The organism is Haloferula helveola (genome assembly GCF_037076345.1).
Taxonomy (GTDB): Bacteria; Verrucomicrobiota; Verrucomicrobiia; order Verrucomicrobiales; family Akkermansiaceae; genus Haloferula; species Haloferula helveola.
Window position 1 is genome coordinate 4,026,392 of sequence record NZ_AP024702.1, and the last position, 17,675, is coordinate 4,044,066.

Annotated in this window: 18 protein-coding genes and 1 tRNA gene; 3 read left to right on the top strand and 16 right to left on the bottom strand. The window is 59.5% G+C overall.

Annotated features, from left to right (window positions below; translation table 11 throughout):
- The first annotated feature begins 30 nt into the window (after nt 1-30).
- Together HAHE_RS15080 and HAHE_RS15085 are read left to right on the top strand one after the other, a co-directional pair.
- A tRNA-Leu gene (locus HAHE_RS15080) sits at nt 31-119 on the top strand.
- A 70-nt stretch (nt 120-189) separates the two neighbouring features.
- Nucleotides 190-627, top strand: coding sequence for an ExbD/TolR family protein (locus tag HAHE_RS15085; protein WP_338685563.1), 438 nt, complete (start codon nt 190-192; stop codon nt 625-627).
- Between the two features lie 9 nt (nt 628-636).
- Here the strand turns inward: HAHE_RS15085 and HAHE_RS15090 are convergent, their stop codons facing one another.
- The 3 genes from HAHE_RS15090 to serA form a co-directional block, all read right to left on the bottom strand.
- Entirely contained in the window at nt 637-1,389 is a 753-nt protein-coding gene (locus HAHE_RS15090; protein ID WP_338685564.1) for a hypothetical protein, read from the bottom strand.
- Between the two features lie 146 nt (nt 1,390-1,535).
- Nucleotides 1,536-1,967 (bottom strand): exosortase system-associated protein, TIGR04073 family, encoded by a 432-nt coding sequence (locus HAHE_RS15095; protein WP_338685565.1) that lies wholly within the window; start codon nt 1,965-1,967, stop codon nt 1,536-1,538.
- A gap of 81 nt (nt 1,968-2,048) precedes the next feature.
- Complete coding sequence (serA, locus tag HAHE_RS15100) at nt 2,049-3,653, bottom strand: phosphoglycerate dehydrogenase (protein ID WP_338685566.1); 1,605 nt, start codon at nt 3,651-3,653, stop codon at nt 2,049-2,051.
- Between the two features lie 367 nt (nt 3,654-4,020).
- On the opposite strand from serA, the gene ilvD reads away from it, so the two are divergent.
- On the top strand, nt 4,021-5,721 hold the full coding sequence (ilvD, locus tag HAHE_RS15105) for a dihydroxy-acid dehydratase (protein ID WP_343218188.1): 1,701 nt from the start codon (nt 4,021-4,023) through the stop codon (nt 5,719-5,721).
- Nucleotides 5,722-5,866: 145 nt separating this feature from the next.
- Here the strand turns inward: ilvD and HAHE_RS15110 are convergent, their stop codons facing one another.
- The 13 genes from HAHE_RS15110 to HAHE_RS15170 all read right to left on the bottom strand — a co-directional run bounded on the left by HAHE_RS15110 (nt 5,867) and on the right by HAHE_RS15170 (nt 17,549).
- Nucleotides 5,867-6,388 carry a hypothetical protein gene (locus HAHE_RS15110; RefSeq protein WP_338685567.1) on the bottom strand — a complete coding sequence of 174 codons (522 nt, stop codon included), beginning with the start codon at nt 6,386-6,388 and terminating at the stop codon, nt 5,867-5,869.
- On the bottom strand, nt 6,385-7,080 hold the full coding sequence (locus HAHE_RS15115) for a hypothetical protein (protein ID WP_338685568.1): 696 nt from the start codon (nt 7,078-7,080) through the stop codon (nt 6,385-6,387). The genes HAHE_RS15110 and HAHE_RS15115 overlap by 4 nt, the downstream gene beginning before the upstream one ends.
- Nucleotides 7,077-7,670 (bottom strand): hypothetical protein, encoded by a 594-nt coding sequence (locus HAHE_RS15120; protein WP_338685569.1) that lies wholly within the window; start codon nt 7,668-7,670, stop codon nt 7,077-7,079. The genes HAHE_RS15115 and HAHE_RS15120 overlap by 4 nt, the downstream gene beginning before the upstream one ends.
- A gap of 167 nt (nt 7,671-7,837) precedes the next feature.
- Nucleotides 7,838-8,302, bottom strand: coding sequence for a hypothetical protein (locus tag HAHE_RS15125; protein ID WP_338685570.1), 465 nt, complete (start codon nt 8,300-8,302; stop codon nt 7,838-7,840).
- Nucleotides 8,299-8,709 (bottom strand): type II secretion system protein, encoded by a 411-nt coding sequence (locus HAHE_RS15130; RefSeq protein WP_338685571.1) that lies wholly within the window; start codon nt 8,707-8,709, stop codon nt 8,299-8,301. Before HAHE_RS15130 ends, HAHE_RS15125 begins: the two co-directional genes overlap by 4 nt.
- 61 nt (nt 8,710-8,770) lie before the next feature.
- The gene (locus HAHE_RS15135; protein ID WP_338685572.1) at nt 8,771-9,184 is read right to left on the bottom strand and encodes a hypothetical protein; all 414 of its coding nucleotides are present in this window, start codon (nt 9,182-9,184) and stop codon (nt 8,771-8,773) included.
- A gap of 32 nt (nt 9,185-9,216) precedes the next feature.
- A complete protein-coding gene (locus HAHE_RS15140; protein WP_338685573.1) occupies nt 9,217-10,368 on the bottom strand; it encodes a type II secretion system F family protein in 1,152 nt (383 codons plus the stop codon).
- Nucleotides 10,361-12,055, bottom strand: coding sequence for a GspE/PulE family protein (locus tag HAHE_RS15145; protein ID WP_338685574.1), 1,695 nt, complete (start codon nt 12,053-12,055; stop codon nt 10,361-10,363). The genes HAHE_RS15140 and HAHE_RS15145 overlap by 8 nt, the downstream gene beginning before the upstream one ends.
- Nucleotides 12,052-12,630: a hypothetical protein gene (locus tag HAHE_RS15150; protein ID WP_338685575.1), complete on the bottom strand. Its 579-nt coding sequence runs from the start codon at nt 12,628-12,630 to the stop codon at nt 12,052-12,054. The genes HAHE_RS15145 and HAHE_RS15150 overlap by 4 nt, the downstream gene beginning before the upstream one ends.
- 23 nt (nt 12,631-12,653) lie before the next feature.
- Complete coding sequence (locus HAHE_RS15155; protein WP_338685577.1) at nt 12,654-14,522, bottom strand: type II secretion system protein GspD; 1,869 nt, start codon at nt 14,520-14,522, stop codon at nt 12,654-12,656.
- Nucleotides 14,523-14,541: 19 nt separating this feature from the next.
- Nucleotides 14,542-15,225 carry a hypothetical protein gene (locus HAHE_RS15160; protein ID WP_338685579.1) on the bottom strand — a complete coding sequence of 228 codons (684 nt, stop codon included), beginning with the start codon at nt 15,223-15,225 and terminating at the stop codon, nt 14,542-14,544.
- Nucleotides 15,222-15,755, bottom strand: a complete 534-nt coding sequence (locus tag HAHE_RS15165; RefSeq protein WP_338685582.1) for a hypothetical protein — start codon at nt 15,753-15,755, stop codon at nt 15,222-15,224. Before HAHE_RS15165 ends, HAHE_RS15160 begins: the two co-directional genes overlap by 4 nt.
- Before the next feature lie 6 nt (nt 15,756-15,761).
- A complete protein-coding gene (locus HAHE_RS15170) occupies nt 15,762-17,549 on the bottom strand; it encodes a hypothetical protein (protein WP_338685584.1) in 1,788 nt (595 codons plus the stop codon).
- Nucleotides 17,550-17,675: the final 126 nt, after the last annotated feature.

A 17,675-nucleotide genomic window follows, 5' to 3' on the forward strand; every position in this document is an offset into this window, starting at 1 on the left:
CGTTGATCAGAATGCGCAACGGCAACACGAGCCACCGTGGCGGAATTGGTAGACGCCGCGGACTTAAAATCCGCTGAGAGGCAACTCTCGTGAGGGTTCGAGTCCCTCCGGTGGCACCATTGACCCGACGCGATCCATTGCAGAGGAGAGGGAATCTAAGAATTCGGCTCACGAGGCGTTTTCAGGTTGATGAAGACTTATCCGCTTCCTTCCGACCACGAGTCTCCCAAGAACGAGGTGACATCGATGGTGGACATCGCTTTCCTGCTCTTGATCTTCTTTCTGGTGACGGCGACGATCTTGCCGGAGGAAAGGGATCTGGCAATGGCTCTGCCGCCTGAAGACGGTCAGAGGGTGGAGGCTGTGCCTTCGTTGCCGATCTGGATCGAAATCGTCGCCGACAACTCGGTGTGGTGGGGCGAAGGTGTCTCTCGGATGGAGGTTGCCAATCCAGATGACGGCCGGGAGTTGCCGGAGTTGCGAGAAATGCTTCGCGGCTCGATGGCGAGCGGAGTCCGGACGCCGGTCCTTCTCAAGGTTGCGGACGAAGTGACTCAGCAACGTTTCACCGATGTGCTCAACGTGCTCTCAGCGTCGGGTGTCGAGCAGGTTGCCATGCTGGACTGAGTGCCGTTCCTAGGGGACCCGGACCGGCTGGATGTTCTCCGTCGTGAATCGAACAACCACTTGGTACTTTCCCCCCTGCATTGAGGTGCCGAGGAGTGCCGAGCCGCCGCCGTCGAGGCGCCAGATGTGGGAGGCGAGGAAAAGATCGTTCTGCAATTCGCTTCGGTCCGGAAAGTCGGCCGTTTGCAAGGGCTTGCCGTGGAGAAGGGTCAAGACCTTCGAAAGTTCCTGCCAATTTTCGTGAAGCTTGCCGCCGTAGGAATCGGCCCCAAGGGACTCGGTTTGCAGGGAGATCTCGCTCAAGCCGCCATTTTCGGTCCAATCGAAGTAGAGCTCGCAATGCAGGCCACCGATCTGCTGCTTGGTGCGGAATGTTCCGTTCAATCCGAAGCGTCCGAAGAAAGTTTCATCGAGAGCGGTCTCGACCATGGTGCTGTCCTTGAGCTTCTGTTCCACCTCCTTGCGGTTGTCGCCGAAGCACAGCGTGTCGAAGACGGCGTTGGGGTTGATCTCAACGTCGGCCGCCGCTCCCTCGGGGGGCTTCTGGGTCTTCAGCCAGGAACGGTCCGCTTCGTGGAGTTTGTCGATCTCGAAGGTAAAGACGCGGCCATCCTGACGGCGGATCGTGACCCTCTTACCGTCGTGGGAGAGATACTCGCCGACGAACGACGAGCTTGAGTCGGCATTTCGCCACGTGCGGTTCTGGGCGGCTGATGGCAGGGCAAGCAGCCCCAAGAGGAGCAGGACGTGGAAAGGTAGCATCGAGAATGAAACGCCGGTGGCGTCGGGAAGTTAGCCGGATCTTCCGCCAAGTTCTGTCATGGGGGGGCGACCGGAAACAAAAATCCCGACAGGGCCGGTGGCGCCTGTCGGGATTTTGAAAATCTCCGTCACTGGAAGGTTACCTCTTACCAGCGCTGGGTGCGCGTGTGCTGGAAGTAGGTTTCGAATCCGAGTTCCGGCGGGAATTCGGAGAGGCCGTCATGCGGATTCATTTCGATCCGGTTGTCGGTGCCACACTTCTCGTAGGGAGGCTTGAAGGTGCCGCGGTAGGTCGGGCAAGTGAAGGTGAAGAGCTCGTAGAAGCCGTAGCCCAAACGGCGCAGCGCGCGGCCGGTGCCGTCGACAGCTCCGTAGGACCAGCCGGCCTTGCGGCCGTAGTCGTCGCTCTTGCGGACGATCTGCTCAGGAATCTCGATGAACCCGTACAGAATGTTGCTGAGGGCCCGGCCGAGCTTGCGGCTGGCGGTGTAGGTCGACCCTGGAGGGGCTTGGATGTCCGCGGAGGCGATGCTGCCGAGCGCGAGGAAAGCGGTGGCGATAACGGCGAGTTTTTTCATGATGCTGGGGAAAGTTTTCTCATTCGGGACGCGCTTGGCAACGGGAAAGTTCGGCCGAGCACGGCATTTGCGGACAGGTATTTACAGAGTCACTCCGGTGGCGGACAGGACTCCGGGAATGCCGCGGACGGACTCCATGATGTCGCCCGAGAGGGGGGCATCGACCTCGATGATGGTCAGTGCGTTGCCTTGCGACTTGTTCCGTGCCAGCGAGAGGTTGGCAATATTCTGGTTGGCATTGCCGAGGAGCGTGCCCAGGGCGCCAACGATGCCGGGTCGATCGTCGTTCCGCACGATGAGGAAATGGCCATTGATGTTGGTGTCGACGTAGAGGCGGTCGATCTCGACGATCCGCGGGCTTCGGCCAATGATCGTGCCGGCAGCGCGGAAGCGGATGTCTCCACGCCGAAGCTCGGCCACGAGGAGCTCGTTGTACTCGGTCTTGGCATTAATCGTCGATTCGACCAGATCGATTCCCATGTCCTTGGCGACGGTCGGGACATTGACGATGTTCACCTGGCCGTCGGGGCGGGCGGTCTCAAGTAGGGCCGTCAGGGCGGTGCGGGCGACCAGGGCCGTGTCCTTCTTCGCTAGGGGACCGTGATAGGAGATCCGGAGTGAATCGGGATTCTCGGGGCCGAGCTTGGCAAGCAGACGGCCCAGAGCTGCACCCAGTTCGAGGTAGGGTGCGACTTCGGCGAGGGCGGAGGCATCCAGCGACGGCATGTTGATCGCGTTGCGGATTTCTCCGGTTGCAAGAAAGTCCCGGATCTGCTCTGCCACCTGGATGCCCACGTTTTCTTGGGCCTCATTGGTCGAAGCGCCAAGGTGCGGAGTGAACGCAATGTGCTTCGCGAGCGCAAAGAGGGGGTGGTCCGACGGAGGGGGCTCCTCTTCAAACACGTCGAGGGCGCAGCCAGCGATGTGCCCGGAGTCGATGGCCGCCTTCAGGTCCGCTTCATCGATGAGGCCGCCGCGGGCGCAATTGACCACCAGCGCCCCTGGATTCATCAGAGCGAGGCGCTCGGAATTGAGGAGGTGCTTGGTTTCCTCGGTCATCGGAACATGAAGGGTGACCACATCCGCGCCGCTGAGGGCGATGTCCGGTGACTCGGCAAGTTCGACCTTCAGTTCGTCTGCACGGGCTTGGGTCAGGAAGGGGTCGTAGGCAACGACCTGCATGTTGAAGGCTTGGGCCCGCTTGGCGAACTCGCTGCCGATGCGCCCCATCCCGATGACCGCGAGCCGCTTGCCATTGAGTTCGATCCCTTGGAAGGCCTTCCTTGCGGCCTTGAAGTCACCCGCGAGGACCGCGGTATGAGCCGGACCGATATTGCGAGCCGCGGAGAGCATAAGGGTGAACGCATGCTCAGCGGTCGAAATGGTGTTGCCGGTCGGCGTGTTCATGACGATCACGCCATGGTCGGTGGCGGCTTGGCGGTCGATGTTGTCGACTCCGACTCCAGCGCGCCCTACGGCACGGAGTTTCTTGGCTGCGGCGAAGACCTCGGCAGTGACCTTCGTCTGGGACCGGACGACCAGCGCGTCGTAGTCCGGAATGATTTTCAGGAAATCCTCCGGCGCGAGGCCTGTATTCACATCGACTTCGATTTCAGGGTGCGAAGCGAGTGCCTCCACCCCTTTGTCGGAAATCGGATCGGAAACGAGAACGCGGTAGCTTGCCATGTCGCGGCGGAAATAGGACGGCGCGGCGGGTGTGGCAAGCGTGGCCGACAAGCGATTGCGTCAACAGAACGCTGTCCGGAGGCGGGATTCCACCGCCTGCCGTACGCAGCTTGCCCCCGTCTCGGGCTCTTCCGATTTTCGCCAGGTGGGTTTTTGCGAGTCACAAGCCGGAAAGCGGTGACTTGGCGAAAATGAGGTTGAGGTGCCGAAGCGGGGGCAAGGATATGCAAGAAACGCGGTATTTACATCTGATGGCGAATGCCATTACGCAAGCGGATTCTTCGCCAATGTCGTAGAAAGTGGGATCCCGACGAGTGCTGTGCGCGCGTCTTGACGGCGATCGGTGGGAAAATCAGAGTCTCCGGCCATGTCTGACCCACGCCGCCCTTTTTCCTCGCCGATGCTTGATGGCCCCGACCGTGCCCCTTCTCGGGGCATGCTGTATGCGGTGGGCTTCAAGAAGGAGGACTTTTCGAAGCCGCAGATCGGGATCGCCTCGACCTGGTCTCAGGTAACCCCGTGCAACATCCACATCGACCGCCTTGCCCGCGAGTCTGCGAAGGGTGCCGACGCGGCAGGTGGGAAGTCGGTGATTTTCAACACGATCACGATTTCCGACGGAATTTCGATGGGGACCGAGGGGATGAAGTACTCGTTGGTTTCCCGCGAGGTGATTGCGGATTCCATCGAGACCGTGGTTGGCTGCGAAGGAATGGACGGATTTGTCGCGATCGGGGGCTGCGACAAGAACATGCCGGCCTGCGTGATGGCCATGGCACGAATGAACCGCCCCTCTGTTTTTGTCTACGGTGGGACCATTCTTCCGGGCTGTGCGACGATTAAGGGGGAGGAACGTGATCTGGATATTGTGTCAATTTTCGAGGCGGTCGGGAAACATGCCGCAGGCGAGTACAACGATGATGAGTTGGAGACGGTGGAGTCCTGTGCCATCCCCGGAGAAGGTTCATGTGGCGGAATGTACACGGCCAACACCATGGCTTCCGCGATCGAAGCCTTGGGCATGTCGCTTCCGAACAGCTCGGCCCAGGCGGCTGTTTCGGATGACAAGATGCGCGACTGCTTCGATGCCGGGGCGGCGGTGCTGAACCTGATCGACAAGGGGATCCGGCCGCGGGACATCATGACCAGGAAAGCTTTCGAAAACGCGATTACCGTGGTGATCGCTCTCGGCGGATCGACCAATGCGGTGCTTCACCTGCTGGGTATGGCCAGTGCCGCCGAAGTTGAACTGAGCATCGATGATTTCACCGAGATCGGGAAGCGGGTGCCGGTGCTGGCGGATCTGAAGCCGTCCGGTAAGTACGTGATGGCTGAGTTGGTGCGCATCGGGGGTACCGTGCCGCTGATGCGGCGCCTGCTCGAGGCAGGTTTGCTGCACGGCGATTGTCTGACGGTCACGGGCAAGACCTTGGCGGAAAATCTCGCGAACTCGCCGTTGGAGTACCCTGAGGACCAGCAGATCATCCGACCGCTCGACAATCCGATCAAGAAGGACAGCCACCTCCGGATTCTTTACGGCAACCTCGCCCCCGGCGGTGCCGTGGCAAAGATCACCGGGAAAGAGGGGGAGTCGTTCACGGGCACCGCCCGGATCTTCGATTCGGAGGATGATGCGATGAAGGCGATTCTCGATGGAGCGATTGTTGAAGGGGACGTGATCGTCATTCGCCGGGAAGGTCCGAAGGGTGGCCCAGGGATGAGGGAAATGCTGGGGCCTACCAGCGCGATCATGGGCCGGGGTCTCGGGCAGAAGGTGGCTCTGGTCACTGACGGCCGCTTCTCAGGCGGAAGTCATGGTTTCGTGGTTGGGCATGTTACTCCGGAAGCGCATGAAGGTGGGCCGATCGGGCTGCTCGTCGAGGGTGACGAGATCACCATTGATGCTGCCAACAATACGATCTCGGTGAATCTCGACGACGAAGCCCTACAGGCACGACGTGACAACTGGACCCAACCGGAGCCCCGCTACACCCGAGGGGTTCTCGCCAAGTATGCCAAGTTGGTCACCAGTGCGAGTGAGGGCGCAGTGACGGACGCCGGACTGTAAGCCGGTGGCAGAGTTAGCGATTCAGGGCGGCAGTAGCCCCGACTTATCCCGATGTTGCCGGATCGAGCGGTCGATCCGCTCTTCGTCATTGGACGCGGCTAACCCGTGATTCGCGGCCGTGGTAGTCCCATTCCGGCGAGGAGGGTCAGGGTAGATCAAGCGGAGGAAGTACGCCGATCGACGTGTCGTAGGCATCCAATTCCTGGATCGGCTCCTCGACCGTGTTCAAAGGCCGGAATTGATCTGAGTGCGTGTCGACTTGGAAGCGAAGCTCCATGAGGTCGCGGTTGGTCTCGGCAATTTGGGTTCGCAGATCATTGAGGGCCCTGAGCTCGGCGAGCACCAGTTGCATGTCGGCCCCGCCAGCGTCGCCCCCTTCGTCCACCATTCCGGTGGCGGTTGAGGAGAGAAGGGCAGCCCGGCGTTCGGCGAGGGTCGACTGCATTTCCCGGTTTTGCCGCTTGAGCTCCGACAGCAGTGAGTTGGTATCGCTGCCGTCCACGCCGACCAAGCGGTTCCGCTCCTGTTTCAGTGATGGCAAGCCGTTCGGTCCGGTCATACCGGCGAATGCCAGCAGCTGATTTACGGAAGCGTAGTGGGATCCTGCAGCCCCGGCCATGATGGCCAGAGCGGTACCGCAGAGAATGGGCAAAGTGGCGGGTTTCATGGTGCTTCGGGATTGGGTTCAGCAGAATCTTCAGCATCGACCTCGACAGCGGGAGAGGGGAGCGAGTCGAGCAGCTCGGCTAAGCGGCGGGCTGCCGCGTCGAGCCGGTCTCCGTTGCGATCGAGGTCGTGGATGGTATCCGCGAGTACCGCGCCAACCGTTTCGGTCTGCGCGTAGCCAAGGGTTGGGTCGAATCCAGGCTCGGAAAGGGCAAATACCTGACTTCCATCCGCATCGGGCACGAGAACGTGCGGCCGGATCGACAGCCGGATTTTGCTGCCGTTTGCCAAGCTGACCTGCTCAGAGATTGCCGGTGCGCTCTCCGGATGGATCAGACGCCAACCCTTCGGGGGGGAGGATAGCGGCTTTGCGGGAAACGGGGCGACGAGTTTGATGTCTTTGGCGGCGAAGTGGCTATTGGTATCGCCTCCTTCGATCTCGACCCTGACCCCGCCCGGATCCGGGGATGCGAGCTCGGGATCTTCCATGAGGTCAACATCGATCGGTGGGTTGCCGGTCACAAGCACCGGAGCCTCGTTGAGGTCGAGGGTGACGGCGTTTTCAGGTGCGATTTCACTCCCTTCTAGAAGCGCGGTGAGCACGGGGTCTCTTTCCGAGTCCTTGGGTGCGATATCCTGGGCGGCCAGTGGTTTCGCGAGAAAAGCGACGGCAAGTAGGATCAAAGTTCTCATGGATTTTCGATCTCGATAGCTTCAGTGGATTTCAAGGGAGCGGCATCAGCGGAGCCGACACCCTGATTCTCAGGAACGGTGGGGCTGTCAGCGCGGAGCGATTCGTCCGGAATGGAGCGGATGACCAGATCGTCCCACTCCGAGATCAACACGACGGCCTCTTCCCGGAGAGAGCGTGCGCGGTTTTGATAGTCTTGGATTCGGCTCAGTAGGGAGCGCGCCTGTTCGACATCGTCCTGAGTCCAACGGACGGTTCCGCTTTCGTAAATGACCGGCACATCCAAGGTAATCTTCCCGAGGGGTTCGCCGGCGGGGCCGGTTGCTCCGAGAACATGCTGGATTCGGAGATTGGTCTCTTCAAAACGTTCGCCAGAGGCTTCGCTGATTGCCTCCGGGGCAACAGCTGCCGGCCGGTCGGACAGGTCACCGGGCAGGTTCGTTCCAGAGGGAACGGATGCGGCGAGCGCAGGCGTGCCTTCGTTGGCAGAAAGAGCGGGTGGCACAGCTTCGACTGTGGAGGATTCGGTGCGGATGACGGGCTTCGAGATGTAGAGATAGCAGAAAACCGCCGCCATCAGGGTGCTGCCCACAAGGAGCCAAGGATAGGCGCGATGGGTAGGGCAACTGCTGCGACGTTGGTTTGTCGAGCTTGATGTCGGACCCAACTCCAGCGTTGTGGCGACCGGCGAGTGGGAACGCTGGGACGGTGTTGGGGTGATACCTTCTGGACTTGTGGGAAGTGGACGCATGGTGGCAATCAGCGTTCGGTCGCGGTTTCGGGTGCGGGGACGGCCTTGGGAGGCGCTGCCGCCACCGCGTGGGTAATGATAATCTGATTGGAGACACCCGGGAACGTAGTCAGGGTCAGAGTCGACTCGGTGAGTCGCAGCTGTCGCAGGACTCCACCTTTTTCCGAACTGGCCTGAACTCCCGGAACAACCTCGAGGGGGCCTCCCTTGCTCTGTTGGCGCCCGATCCCGTCGGAGCGGTAGATGCGATACTCGCTCGCGTCGTCTTTGGAGCCGGTTGCGGAAATCCTCACGCTGATGCCGTCGGTGAACGCACTCAGGCGAAGCGGCGTGATCGTCGTCTTGAGAGCCTGGCCTTCGGCAACCTTAACCCTTGAACGGACAATGAAGTCCCCGATGTGGCGGAACTCGGTGGCGGTTCCCTGAAGAGTGCCCAGAACGGCAAGTGTGCAGATGGTGATCGCCAGTCTCATTCTCCTACGTCCCAGAGTGAATCACTGGAGCTGCCGGAGGGGTCGTAGACCCCGCCGCCGGCCTCCAGAACGACTGGGGGAGAAACCGTCACCTTGATCGACCGCATCGTGCCATCCAAGCCCTTCACTTGGGGGAAAGTGTTGGCCTTATCCGGAAGATAGGGGAGCAGCTTGGCCTGGGTCAGTGAACCTACCGGTGTCGTCGGGTTGTCGGCGAGGTAGGTGCGCTGTGCCACGTAAACCGAGCGGAGGATTTCCGAACCTTCGCGACCGGCCTTCCAAGTGCTGATCGCGTTCGAAAAGAAGAAGCCTGTCGACATCAGCGCGATCAGCAGAAAGATAACGATCGACATCTCGATGAGCGTGAAGCCCATCGGGAGATCCGGGTGACGGCGTTGACCTTTCATCGTTCGAAGAAATCGTAGGCGGTTTAGGAGAAGTGGAAAAGTAGGAAATCTTGAATATCCACTATCCTTGCATGATTTCCAGGGCCTCAAGGAAGTTTTTCTTGAACTCGGGGTCGCTCCAAAGGGCCCGAATCGCGTTTGAGGCCACGAAAACTCCGATCGCGCTGATCACCATCCACGCGCACCACCAGCTGACGGACTTGTTTTTCGGTGCAACGAACGGGATGTACCACGCTTTGCGGTCGACCACCCGGGTCGTGAACATCTGATTGTGGCTTTTGAATTCCTCGATCAAGGCATCCGCCGCCCTCGAGCTTCTGGCAACGTAGCGGTGACGAAACCTCCGGCCGGGAGTTTCGGGAAGGTCGTGGGCGCGGATCCCGGCGGGAAGAAACTCCGGTGGGCGGAGCGAGTAGATGTGGATTTCGTGTACGAACTTCTCGCGCAGCCAACGATCAAATCGGGTGAGTTGCATGGTTGTTGCGATGGTTGGGGTTTGTGTGCGGCTCAGCCTCCGAGGCCGCTCTGCATCATCTTCGGACCCATGAGGAAGATCGGAAGGAAGGTGCCGATGAAGACCGCCGCGATGAGGCAAACGGCGATGATGAGAACAATGAAGTTCACGGTGGCGGTGAAGGTTCCCATCGCGTTCTCGGCATCCTCCTCGTACATTGAGGAGAGCATCTCCAACTGGTTGTCGAGCGATGCCGACTTTTCGCCGATCGAGAGCATGTGGACAACTTGGCTGTCGACCGAAGTGTACTTCGAGAAGGCGGTCGAGAGTGGAACACCCGAGTTCTCGTATTTGTCGGCAGCCTCCCGCAGTTCGTAGTAGAATGGCGTGCCCTTGACGCTGTTGGCTGACACCCGGATCGCCTTCGCGAGGTTGATGCCGTTGGCATGGAGAAGCCTGATGGTCGACAGGAAGGTCATCTGTCTCAGGCTCATGATGAGGGTTCGCAAAAGGCGCCACTTGGACATGGAGAGGCCCAGGATGGTGTTGCGGACCTTCTCTGATCTCCAGATCACGAAAATGATCGCGAGAACGGTAAGAACGAAAAACGGCCAGATTCGCTGGGTTGTGTGGGCTACACCGAAAGAGATCGCCGTCAGGCCATCAGGCTTCTGGCGGACCGAGTTGAGCATTTCCTCGACCTGCGGGACAATCTTCACCTGGGAGACGATGAATGCTCCGGTAAGGATCGTGATCACGATGCTTGGCATCAAGGTCGCCTTGCGAAGTGCTTTCGAGAAGTAGAGTTCGCTTGTGAACCGTGCGGCAAGGGCGCTGAAAGCCTCGTGAAGTTGGCCAGCGTCGGATCCAGCCTGGATCAGGCCGATAATCATGTCGTTGAACCGGCCGGTGCGGCGGAAGGCTTCGTGGACGCTCACGCCCGCCGCGATGTCTTCCCGGATCTGGGTGAGGGCGTCGGCCATCACCTTGTTCGGGAGACCTTGGCCATAGTATTTGAGCGCGTCTGCGGTATTGATCTGAGCACGCAGCATGGAGCTCAGGCCCCGGAAGACTCCGATAAGCTCCTTCTTGGTGAACTGCTTCGGAGTGCCACCTTTGCCGAAGGTGATCTGCTTCTTGGCTCCGCTCGGCTTTGCCGTATTGGCGTTTGCCGGGGTCTTGGCGGTGGCTGTCGCGCTAGTCATCGGAATAGGTCATGTCGATTACTTTCGAAACGGCGGCGAGGTCGGTCTTCCCTTCCCGGAGAAGCCTCAGTCCGCTGCGGCGGAGGTTCGGCAAGATGCCTTCCTCCTGAATCTTCACTTCGAGTTCGTAGGGGGAAATCTCACCCTTGGAGAGCTGGTCGGATACCTTTGGGGTGATCGGAATGATCTCAAGAATCGCGGTCCGACCGCTATATCCGGTTCCCCGACACTCGGCGCAGCCACCCTGTTTGGCGGAGTAGTTGCCAACTTTGGCCCAGCTCTCGTCGAGACTGAAGACCCGCCGGTCCTTCTCGCTGATGCCTTCATGCTGTTCCTTGCAGTAAGGGCAGAGGACCTTGATCAGGCGCTGGGCGCACGCGGCCTTCAGGGTCTGGGCGATTTTCCAGCGCTCGATGCCCAACTGCTCGAAACGCTCGATGATCTGGGACGCCCGGGGCGTGTGAATCGTGGTAAGTACTTTGTGCCCGGTGACTGCGGCCTCGATGGCGAGTTCCGCCGATTCAGTATCACGGACCTCACCCATCAGAATGATGTCCGGGTCGCTTCGCATGAAAGAGGAGATCATCGGTTTGAACTCCTTCGGGCTTTTGAGGTCACAGTGAGTGATGCCGGCAACCTCGTCCTCGACGGGGTTTTCCAAGGTGAGAATGTTCACCTCAGGTCGGTTCAATTCACGAAGAATTGCGTTGAGCGTTGTCGACTTGCCCGAGCCTGTGGGGCCGCTCATCACGATAATGCCAGCCGGCACCTTCATGACCTTGTAGAGCTCAAACAGGGTTTCCTCGTCAAACGCAAGGGTGCCTTTGCCAAGCGTGACGTTGATATGCCCCTTGTCGAGGAGCCGCATCGTCACGTGATAGCCGCGATAGGTGCGGTGGCGCTCGTAACGAATGTCGATCGGCCGGTGGAAGTAGGAGATCGTGAAACGTCCGGAGATGCCCGGAGTGGTATTCCGGATCTCGGTAGGCAGCTTCATCAGGTTGAGAAGGAAGGCGTCGAGGCGGTCCTTCAGCTTCATCGGAATCTCGACCTTCTGCTGGAGGTCTCCGTCGACCCGGAAGGTGTAGTAGAAAACCTCCTTCTCGACCTTGAAATGGATGTCCGACGCCCGGGTTTTCACGGCATCTGCCATGATGGTGGCGACCAGTTGCGCCATGGGCTCGGAATAGTCGGTGGTGACGTCGAAGTCGCGGATGTCGTCATCGGTGTCTTCGACATCGATAGCCTCGAGTTCCGAACGGCTCGGACCGGAACTGGAAGCCACCGACTCAATCGCACGGCTGATCTCCGAGGCCAAGGTGACGACCTTGACGATTTCGAGATCGGGAAACCGGGGTGCCAGGTATTCTTCCGGGAGCGGGCTCCACGGGTTGGCGATTGCGACCACGAGTTTGTCACCGGTCGCGCATACCGGGCTGAACAGTCCGCGGGTCAGGACAGTGGGGTCACAGTATGTGTGAAGTGAAGCGTCGCAGAATTCCGCGACTTTCGGGAAGAAAGGGAAGCCGTTGATCTTGGCCAAAGCGGCCATGAAGCAATTTCGCGTGACCCGGTTGCTCACCTGGTCGTGGGGGAGTTCCCCGTACTGCGGGTCATGATCGGCGAGTGCCTTCATGATGCGCTCGCTGATCAAGTCGTTGAACGACATGCCGTCGAAATCGATCATAGCCCGAAGTGTTTTCTGCTCAGAAATGCCCAGCTTTCGTAGTCGAGGCGGACCGCAGTAACGAAGGGGCGGATCGCGAAGCGCCGGTTGACTGAGGCAAGGATCCGGTGCCCCATGATCATCGATGCAATCGGGTTGAGTGCACCGGTCCCGATCGCGTCGGTATCCTCAGCATAGATTACCGGGGAAAGCAGCGCCTTCGAGAGTTCATGAAGCTGGGTGTAGGCTTCGTAAAAAGCCGAGGGAGCCATGAGTTTTCCCGCGAACGGAATGAGGGGAGGGGCTTGCGGAATCACCGAGGCTACCCCCGCGGAGATTCTGGCGACCTCGATCCCCAATCGTTCTTCTTCCGTGCCTTGAAGCCGGGCGAGCAACTCCACCAAATCGATTGGTGGGTCGTCCGCTTGCCGACTCGTGAAGCGCGTGCGGAGTCTCTGAATTTCCTCACCCGTGGCCAGCTTGGCCCGGGAGAATGCCTCGACCGTGTGCTCGAGGCATTCCTTCAGGCATTCCGCGATCTCACCACCCTGTCCGTGGGTGGAATCGACTGCGCTGACTGGAGCGTGTTCACTCATCGCGGGGAGAGCTTGGTAGGCATTCAGTGTCGGCGAGCGCGGCTGAAACGGGCCGGACGGGCGTCCGAACCCGAATCCACCTGATTCAGGCTCTTGGTCTCCACTCGGCGGATCTCGCGCGATTCCATCTGTTCGGCCGTAGGGTAGTATGGGGCCTCTTCCGGCCGAAGTCCACGGATGCCGCGCCGGAGGTTCGGTTCATGGGCTGGACCCGGGTTGCGTGTGTCAACCCAGTCGTGGTCCCTGGTCAGTTGGAAAGTCGAATGGACGCGGTTCGACTGGTAGCCCGTTTGCGAACGGCTGGTCGGATCGTAAGAGGTCGGAGTTACGATGAACACGAGGCTGGCCTGTTCCTTCACGGTTTCCCTGCTCTTGAAAAAGAAGTTGAGCAGCGGAATGTCTCCGAGGATAGGCACCTTGGTGCGATTCTTGTTCTCGACTTCCCCGTAGAAGCCACCGACGACGAGTGAGAACCCGTCCGGGACCCGAGTGAGGGACTCGATCATGGATTCGGTGACGCGCGGGTAGACGTTGTCCGTCGTCGCGCTACGGATCTGATCGGTGATCTGTGCAGAGCGTGGCCGGAGTCGCATCCGGACCGTTCCGTCAGGAAGGAGGGTGGGTGTGACCACCATCGAGATGCCGATTTCGCGGTGAGCTTCGGGGTTCTCGGTGATGCTCGGATCTCCGGTATCGATCTTGTAGCGGACCTCTTCGCTTACGCTGGAGGTGCTGGTGCCTTGGTTGGTCGTGGTGGTGATGATAGGCACGCGGTCGATGATGGAGATGGTCCCTTGTTCGTTGTCCTCGGTGATGAGGGTGGGGTTGGAGACCTGGGTCGCCATTCCTCCTTCGGCCAAGGCACGAAGAACTCCCTGGAGCTGCACGGGGCTCAGCACGAGATTCGCGTCGGGTGCGAAATCGTATTCGATCGCGCTCGCTCCATTGGGAACCGTGGTGAGGCTGTCGCCAATACCGAACATGGCGTTCAAGCTGCGAGCAATCTCGAGCGTCGTTCCTGATTCTCCCAGAGACGCTGACCAATTCACTCCCACGCGTTCGGCTGCCTGGCTGTTAACGCGGAGGATCTTGGTTTCTACGATGATCTGGCCTTTCGGTTGGTCGACCTTGTGAAGGAGCTCCCTGGCTTGTTCAATGCGATGAGCGGTATCGATGATGATGATCGTGTTGGTTTTCGGTTCGAAGTTCACGATGCCGGTTCCGGGGCTCAGCACGGGTTTGATCAGGTCCTTGATCTGCTCCATGTCAGTCGGACGGAGATACCGGAGCTGATAGCTGAACTCGGTGCTCGGTAGCTGGCTGAGCTGGGCTTGCGTGAGCGCGTATACGGTGTTGCCCTTCGTGTAGAGCATCAGTCCGTACATGAACGCCAGTTCCTCCATTTGCTGAAGGGGGTCACCGTCGTTGAGGTGACCTGTGACGCGGTAGTCGGGAGTGGCGATCTTGAAATTGTGGAAGTACTGGCGGCCCGCTTGCTTCGCCAAGAATTGGAAGATGTCGTTCAACGCCGCATCCTTGATGAGGTAACCTTCATCAGACTCCAGAATCGGATTCTCAGCGGTCGGTTCGGCGGGTGTTTCCACCGGTGGCGTCACGGGTTCGACCGCTGGCTCGCCGGCTGCAGGAGTGGTCGGGCGGATCGGCGCATCCGGTGGGACATTAAGGTCGTCGGGGCCTGGCTCGACAGTCCCGAGTCCCGGCAAGTCATCGGGAGCGGCGGGTGGCGGTGGCGGCAGGTCCGGGAGCTCGGACTCGTTGGCAACTGGCAGCGAGGCGGGGGTGTCAAGCGGCGAGTCGATTTCGTCCTGAGCCTTGACGAGCAAGGAGGACGAAAGGGTGATGGCTGTGAGTAGGGTAGCGGTTGTTTTCATGGCCTGTAAGGGCGGGTTTCTAGCGTCTTGACGAGAGAGAGTTGCCGACACCGGCTGAGATATCGATCGGGACTTCGCCGTCGTTCACTTCAAGGCCAGCGGGCTTCGAAGGTGTTCCGGGCGTCATTCCGCCCGGCAACGGCTCGAACGTGTGAGCCGCGAGCTCGTTCGTAAGCCCATTGCGGAAGGTGACCCGATCTGTCTCGACCGACACGACGTGGACGATCAACGGCTCGGATTTTCCGGTGTTCAGCTTGAGCCGCTGTCCGATGCCGTAGCTCTGGCCTCCGATGAGGAACTTCTGTTTTCCGGGGATGATCGTGGTGATAGGGATGGCGGCTACAATGTCGGGGAACGGAGTTGCCCTCTCTTTCACGATCTGTCCGGGCTTCGGTTTGCGGGTGATCTTCGGTGCTGGTGGCTTGAAGTTCGGGTCTTGGTGACGTCCGAACGGATCACGCGCGCGGGTGCGCATCTCAAACGAAGATGAAAGGCTTCTCAGGTACGCGTCGAGGTCGAGACCGACATACCTCGAAGGCTGGGTGATCAACTCGCCCCTATTCTCGGCAACTTTCTCCAATGCGACTTCGTTCGCGATGTCGGAGGATGCCGGATTGTTGAAATTCTCGATCGACTGGGCAGTTGCCACCGGGGCAAGAAGCGCGCAGGCAAGGAGGGCGGATGAAATCGGGGACTGTTTCATTTTTCCCATGCGGTGTAGTTGACCTCGAAATTGAGGCTGTTGGAGTTGCTGCTCGGATCGATCCGGAGCTCCTGAAGTTGAAGTTGTGGCATGCGGGTCTCCAATTCGAGTAGAGCCCTTTGCATCGACCTGTAGGTGGCACGGAAAGCCAAACGGACCTGAGCGGAATTCTGTGCGGACACCGTCGCGAACCCTCCCCGTGCGGTTGGGTATTGCTGTGCGGTTTTCTGGAATTCCTTAGACGGAAGCTTTTCCTCAATCTCCCTGAGGTTGATGCTGATTGAGCTCGCGGTTTCCTTGTCGATCATCGATTCCCACCGCCCGACATCTTCACGCTTTTTGCTGATCTCCGCTTCCATGGCCAAGGCGTTGACCTTGTTCTGTTTGAAGCCCTTGAAGTGGGAGACCTTCTTGTCGAATGAGGCGGCGACCTTGCCCTTCACCGCAAATGCGGCGCCAATGACGGCAACGGCTAGCACGATCGGCAGAACAAATCCGAAGAGGGCGATGGACTGGCGGTAGAGGTTCATGACAAGTCAGGGGGCTTTGGAAGCGGTGACGGCGAGCGGATCGTCCGACTCGAAGCGCTGTGTGATCGTCAGGTCGAAAATGAACGGGTAGCTGCTCTCCATGCTCATGGTCGAATCTTCCGGAGGCATCGGCTGATATCCGGAGTTCTCCAGCGTCTTGACGTTCACCACGATGCTTCGCGTGGGAAGGTCTGTCCGGAACGCCTCATTGCCTGTCACCCTAGCGATTTCAGCGAATGCCGCAGAGATGCCTTCGCGGGTATTCAGATTGGCGAGCTTCTCAAGCGACTCTTCGCGGGCGAGGCCGTTGATGCGCCACTGTTTCACGAATCCGAGCTTCGCCTGACCGGGAAGCACCTCCGGGGACGCGGTGTGGTTGAAGGTCCGCACCAGAAATCCGCTGTGTTCCGGGAAGAACCGTGCAAGCATTTCCATCGAAACCCATGCCTTGGAGCGGTCATCGAGCAGGTTGTCCCAGTGCTGGATGCGCTTCTTCTCCACCTGTAGGGTTTCGATTCGACGCGCAACGACTCCGGCCTCGCTTTCGTTGAAGGTCCATTCAGGTCTCCTGACCATGTCGAGCATGGCAAAGCCAATCCACATGAAGGAGAGGCCGGCAATTGCCACGAGTGCGAACCTGAGATAGCGGGAGGCACGCAGCAACTTCATCTCGCCGCGAGAAGGGTAAGTCTCTGCGAGTGGAGTTGGAACCGGAAGGAAGTCCTGAGTCGCCCATCCCTCCGTGCGGAGGGTCGTAAAAGTGTGTGATCCTGCAACCGGAGTATCCACCTCGTCGCGGAACTTTGCCGAAACCAGCATTTCCGGCGGAATTCCCGGGTGGGAATGATCCGCAAAGGCGGTGACAGACCAATCGACCTCGTTGATCAGGCAGTCTTCGAAGACGACTTTGAGTTCCTGGGACAAGTGCGGGTCCCTTTCGCCTGCCAGGGGCAGAACGAAGATCTCCGGATTTGCCATTTCGAGGGCTGCGGCAGTTGTCGAAACGGCATGCCGCAGGTTTGAGGGTCGGCGTTGTCCCCGGTGTTGGAGCGTGCGGAGCAGAAGCAGGTCACCGTGCTCGTTGAAGAACGCCAGGGTCGTGAAACGGGGATAGGGCAGGACCGCAAGGAAAGGTCTGTCCACCTGGTCGCGCTTGATTTCCGGCAGCGCCAGCAGCGCGATCAATGGGGCGCTTACTGATAGTGTGACGATGGGGAAGTTCTTCGAAGTGCCGTAAGTGCGGAGAGCATCGACAAATTCGGCGGCGTGGCGGGAAATGGTAACTGCCGTCGCAATCGACTCGCTACCGGTTGCAGGGTATGGAACAAGGCGCCACGAATGTTCTTCCGTTGAGAGGGATGCATCGTCGAGAACCGCTGTCGGTTCGTTGGCGATCTTTTCACGGAGTTCTCCAAGAGCGCCCGGGTTGTCCAGTTCGGGCTTGATCTCGGTGGTAGCGAATTCGTCAGCAATGTGGAGAACGACTCCCACGGCATTGCTTCCCGCCTTTTTGGCAAGTGAAACCAGTTGTTCCGCGAAGGCGGGAACCTTCGAGGCGTCGAGCAGCGCCTCCTCGCTCAATTCCGGTCCCTCAGTCCAGGACTTGTCGGAAGAGCGGAAAATCCATGAGTCGATCTGATTGCCGTCGATCCTCAGGTGGACCTGGTAATCGAGATCAATCGGACTCGTATACCATCCGTCATTCGTTGCACGACTGGTGCCGCGCAGGATCGAAGAGGCCTGGCGATAGTTTTGGAGCGGGTTGAGCTCCGATGGATGTTGGTAGGCGACCAAGGTGGGACGGGGTGTAAGGGTGCATGGGGAGAGAGGGGAGGTTTGGGAGGAGAGGTGCCCCTCGCCCGGTCGGGCGAGGGGCGGATATCGAAAGATCACCTCTCAAAGAAGTGATCTGGGAATCGG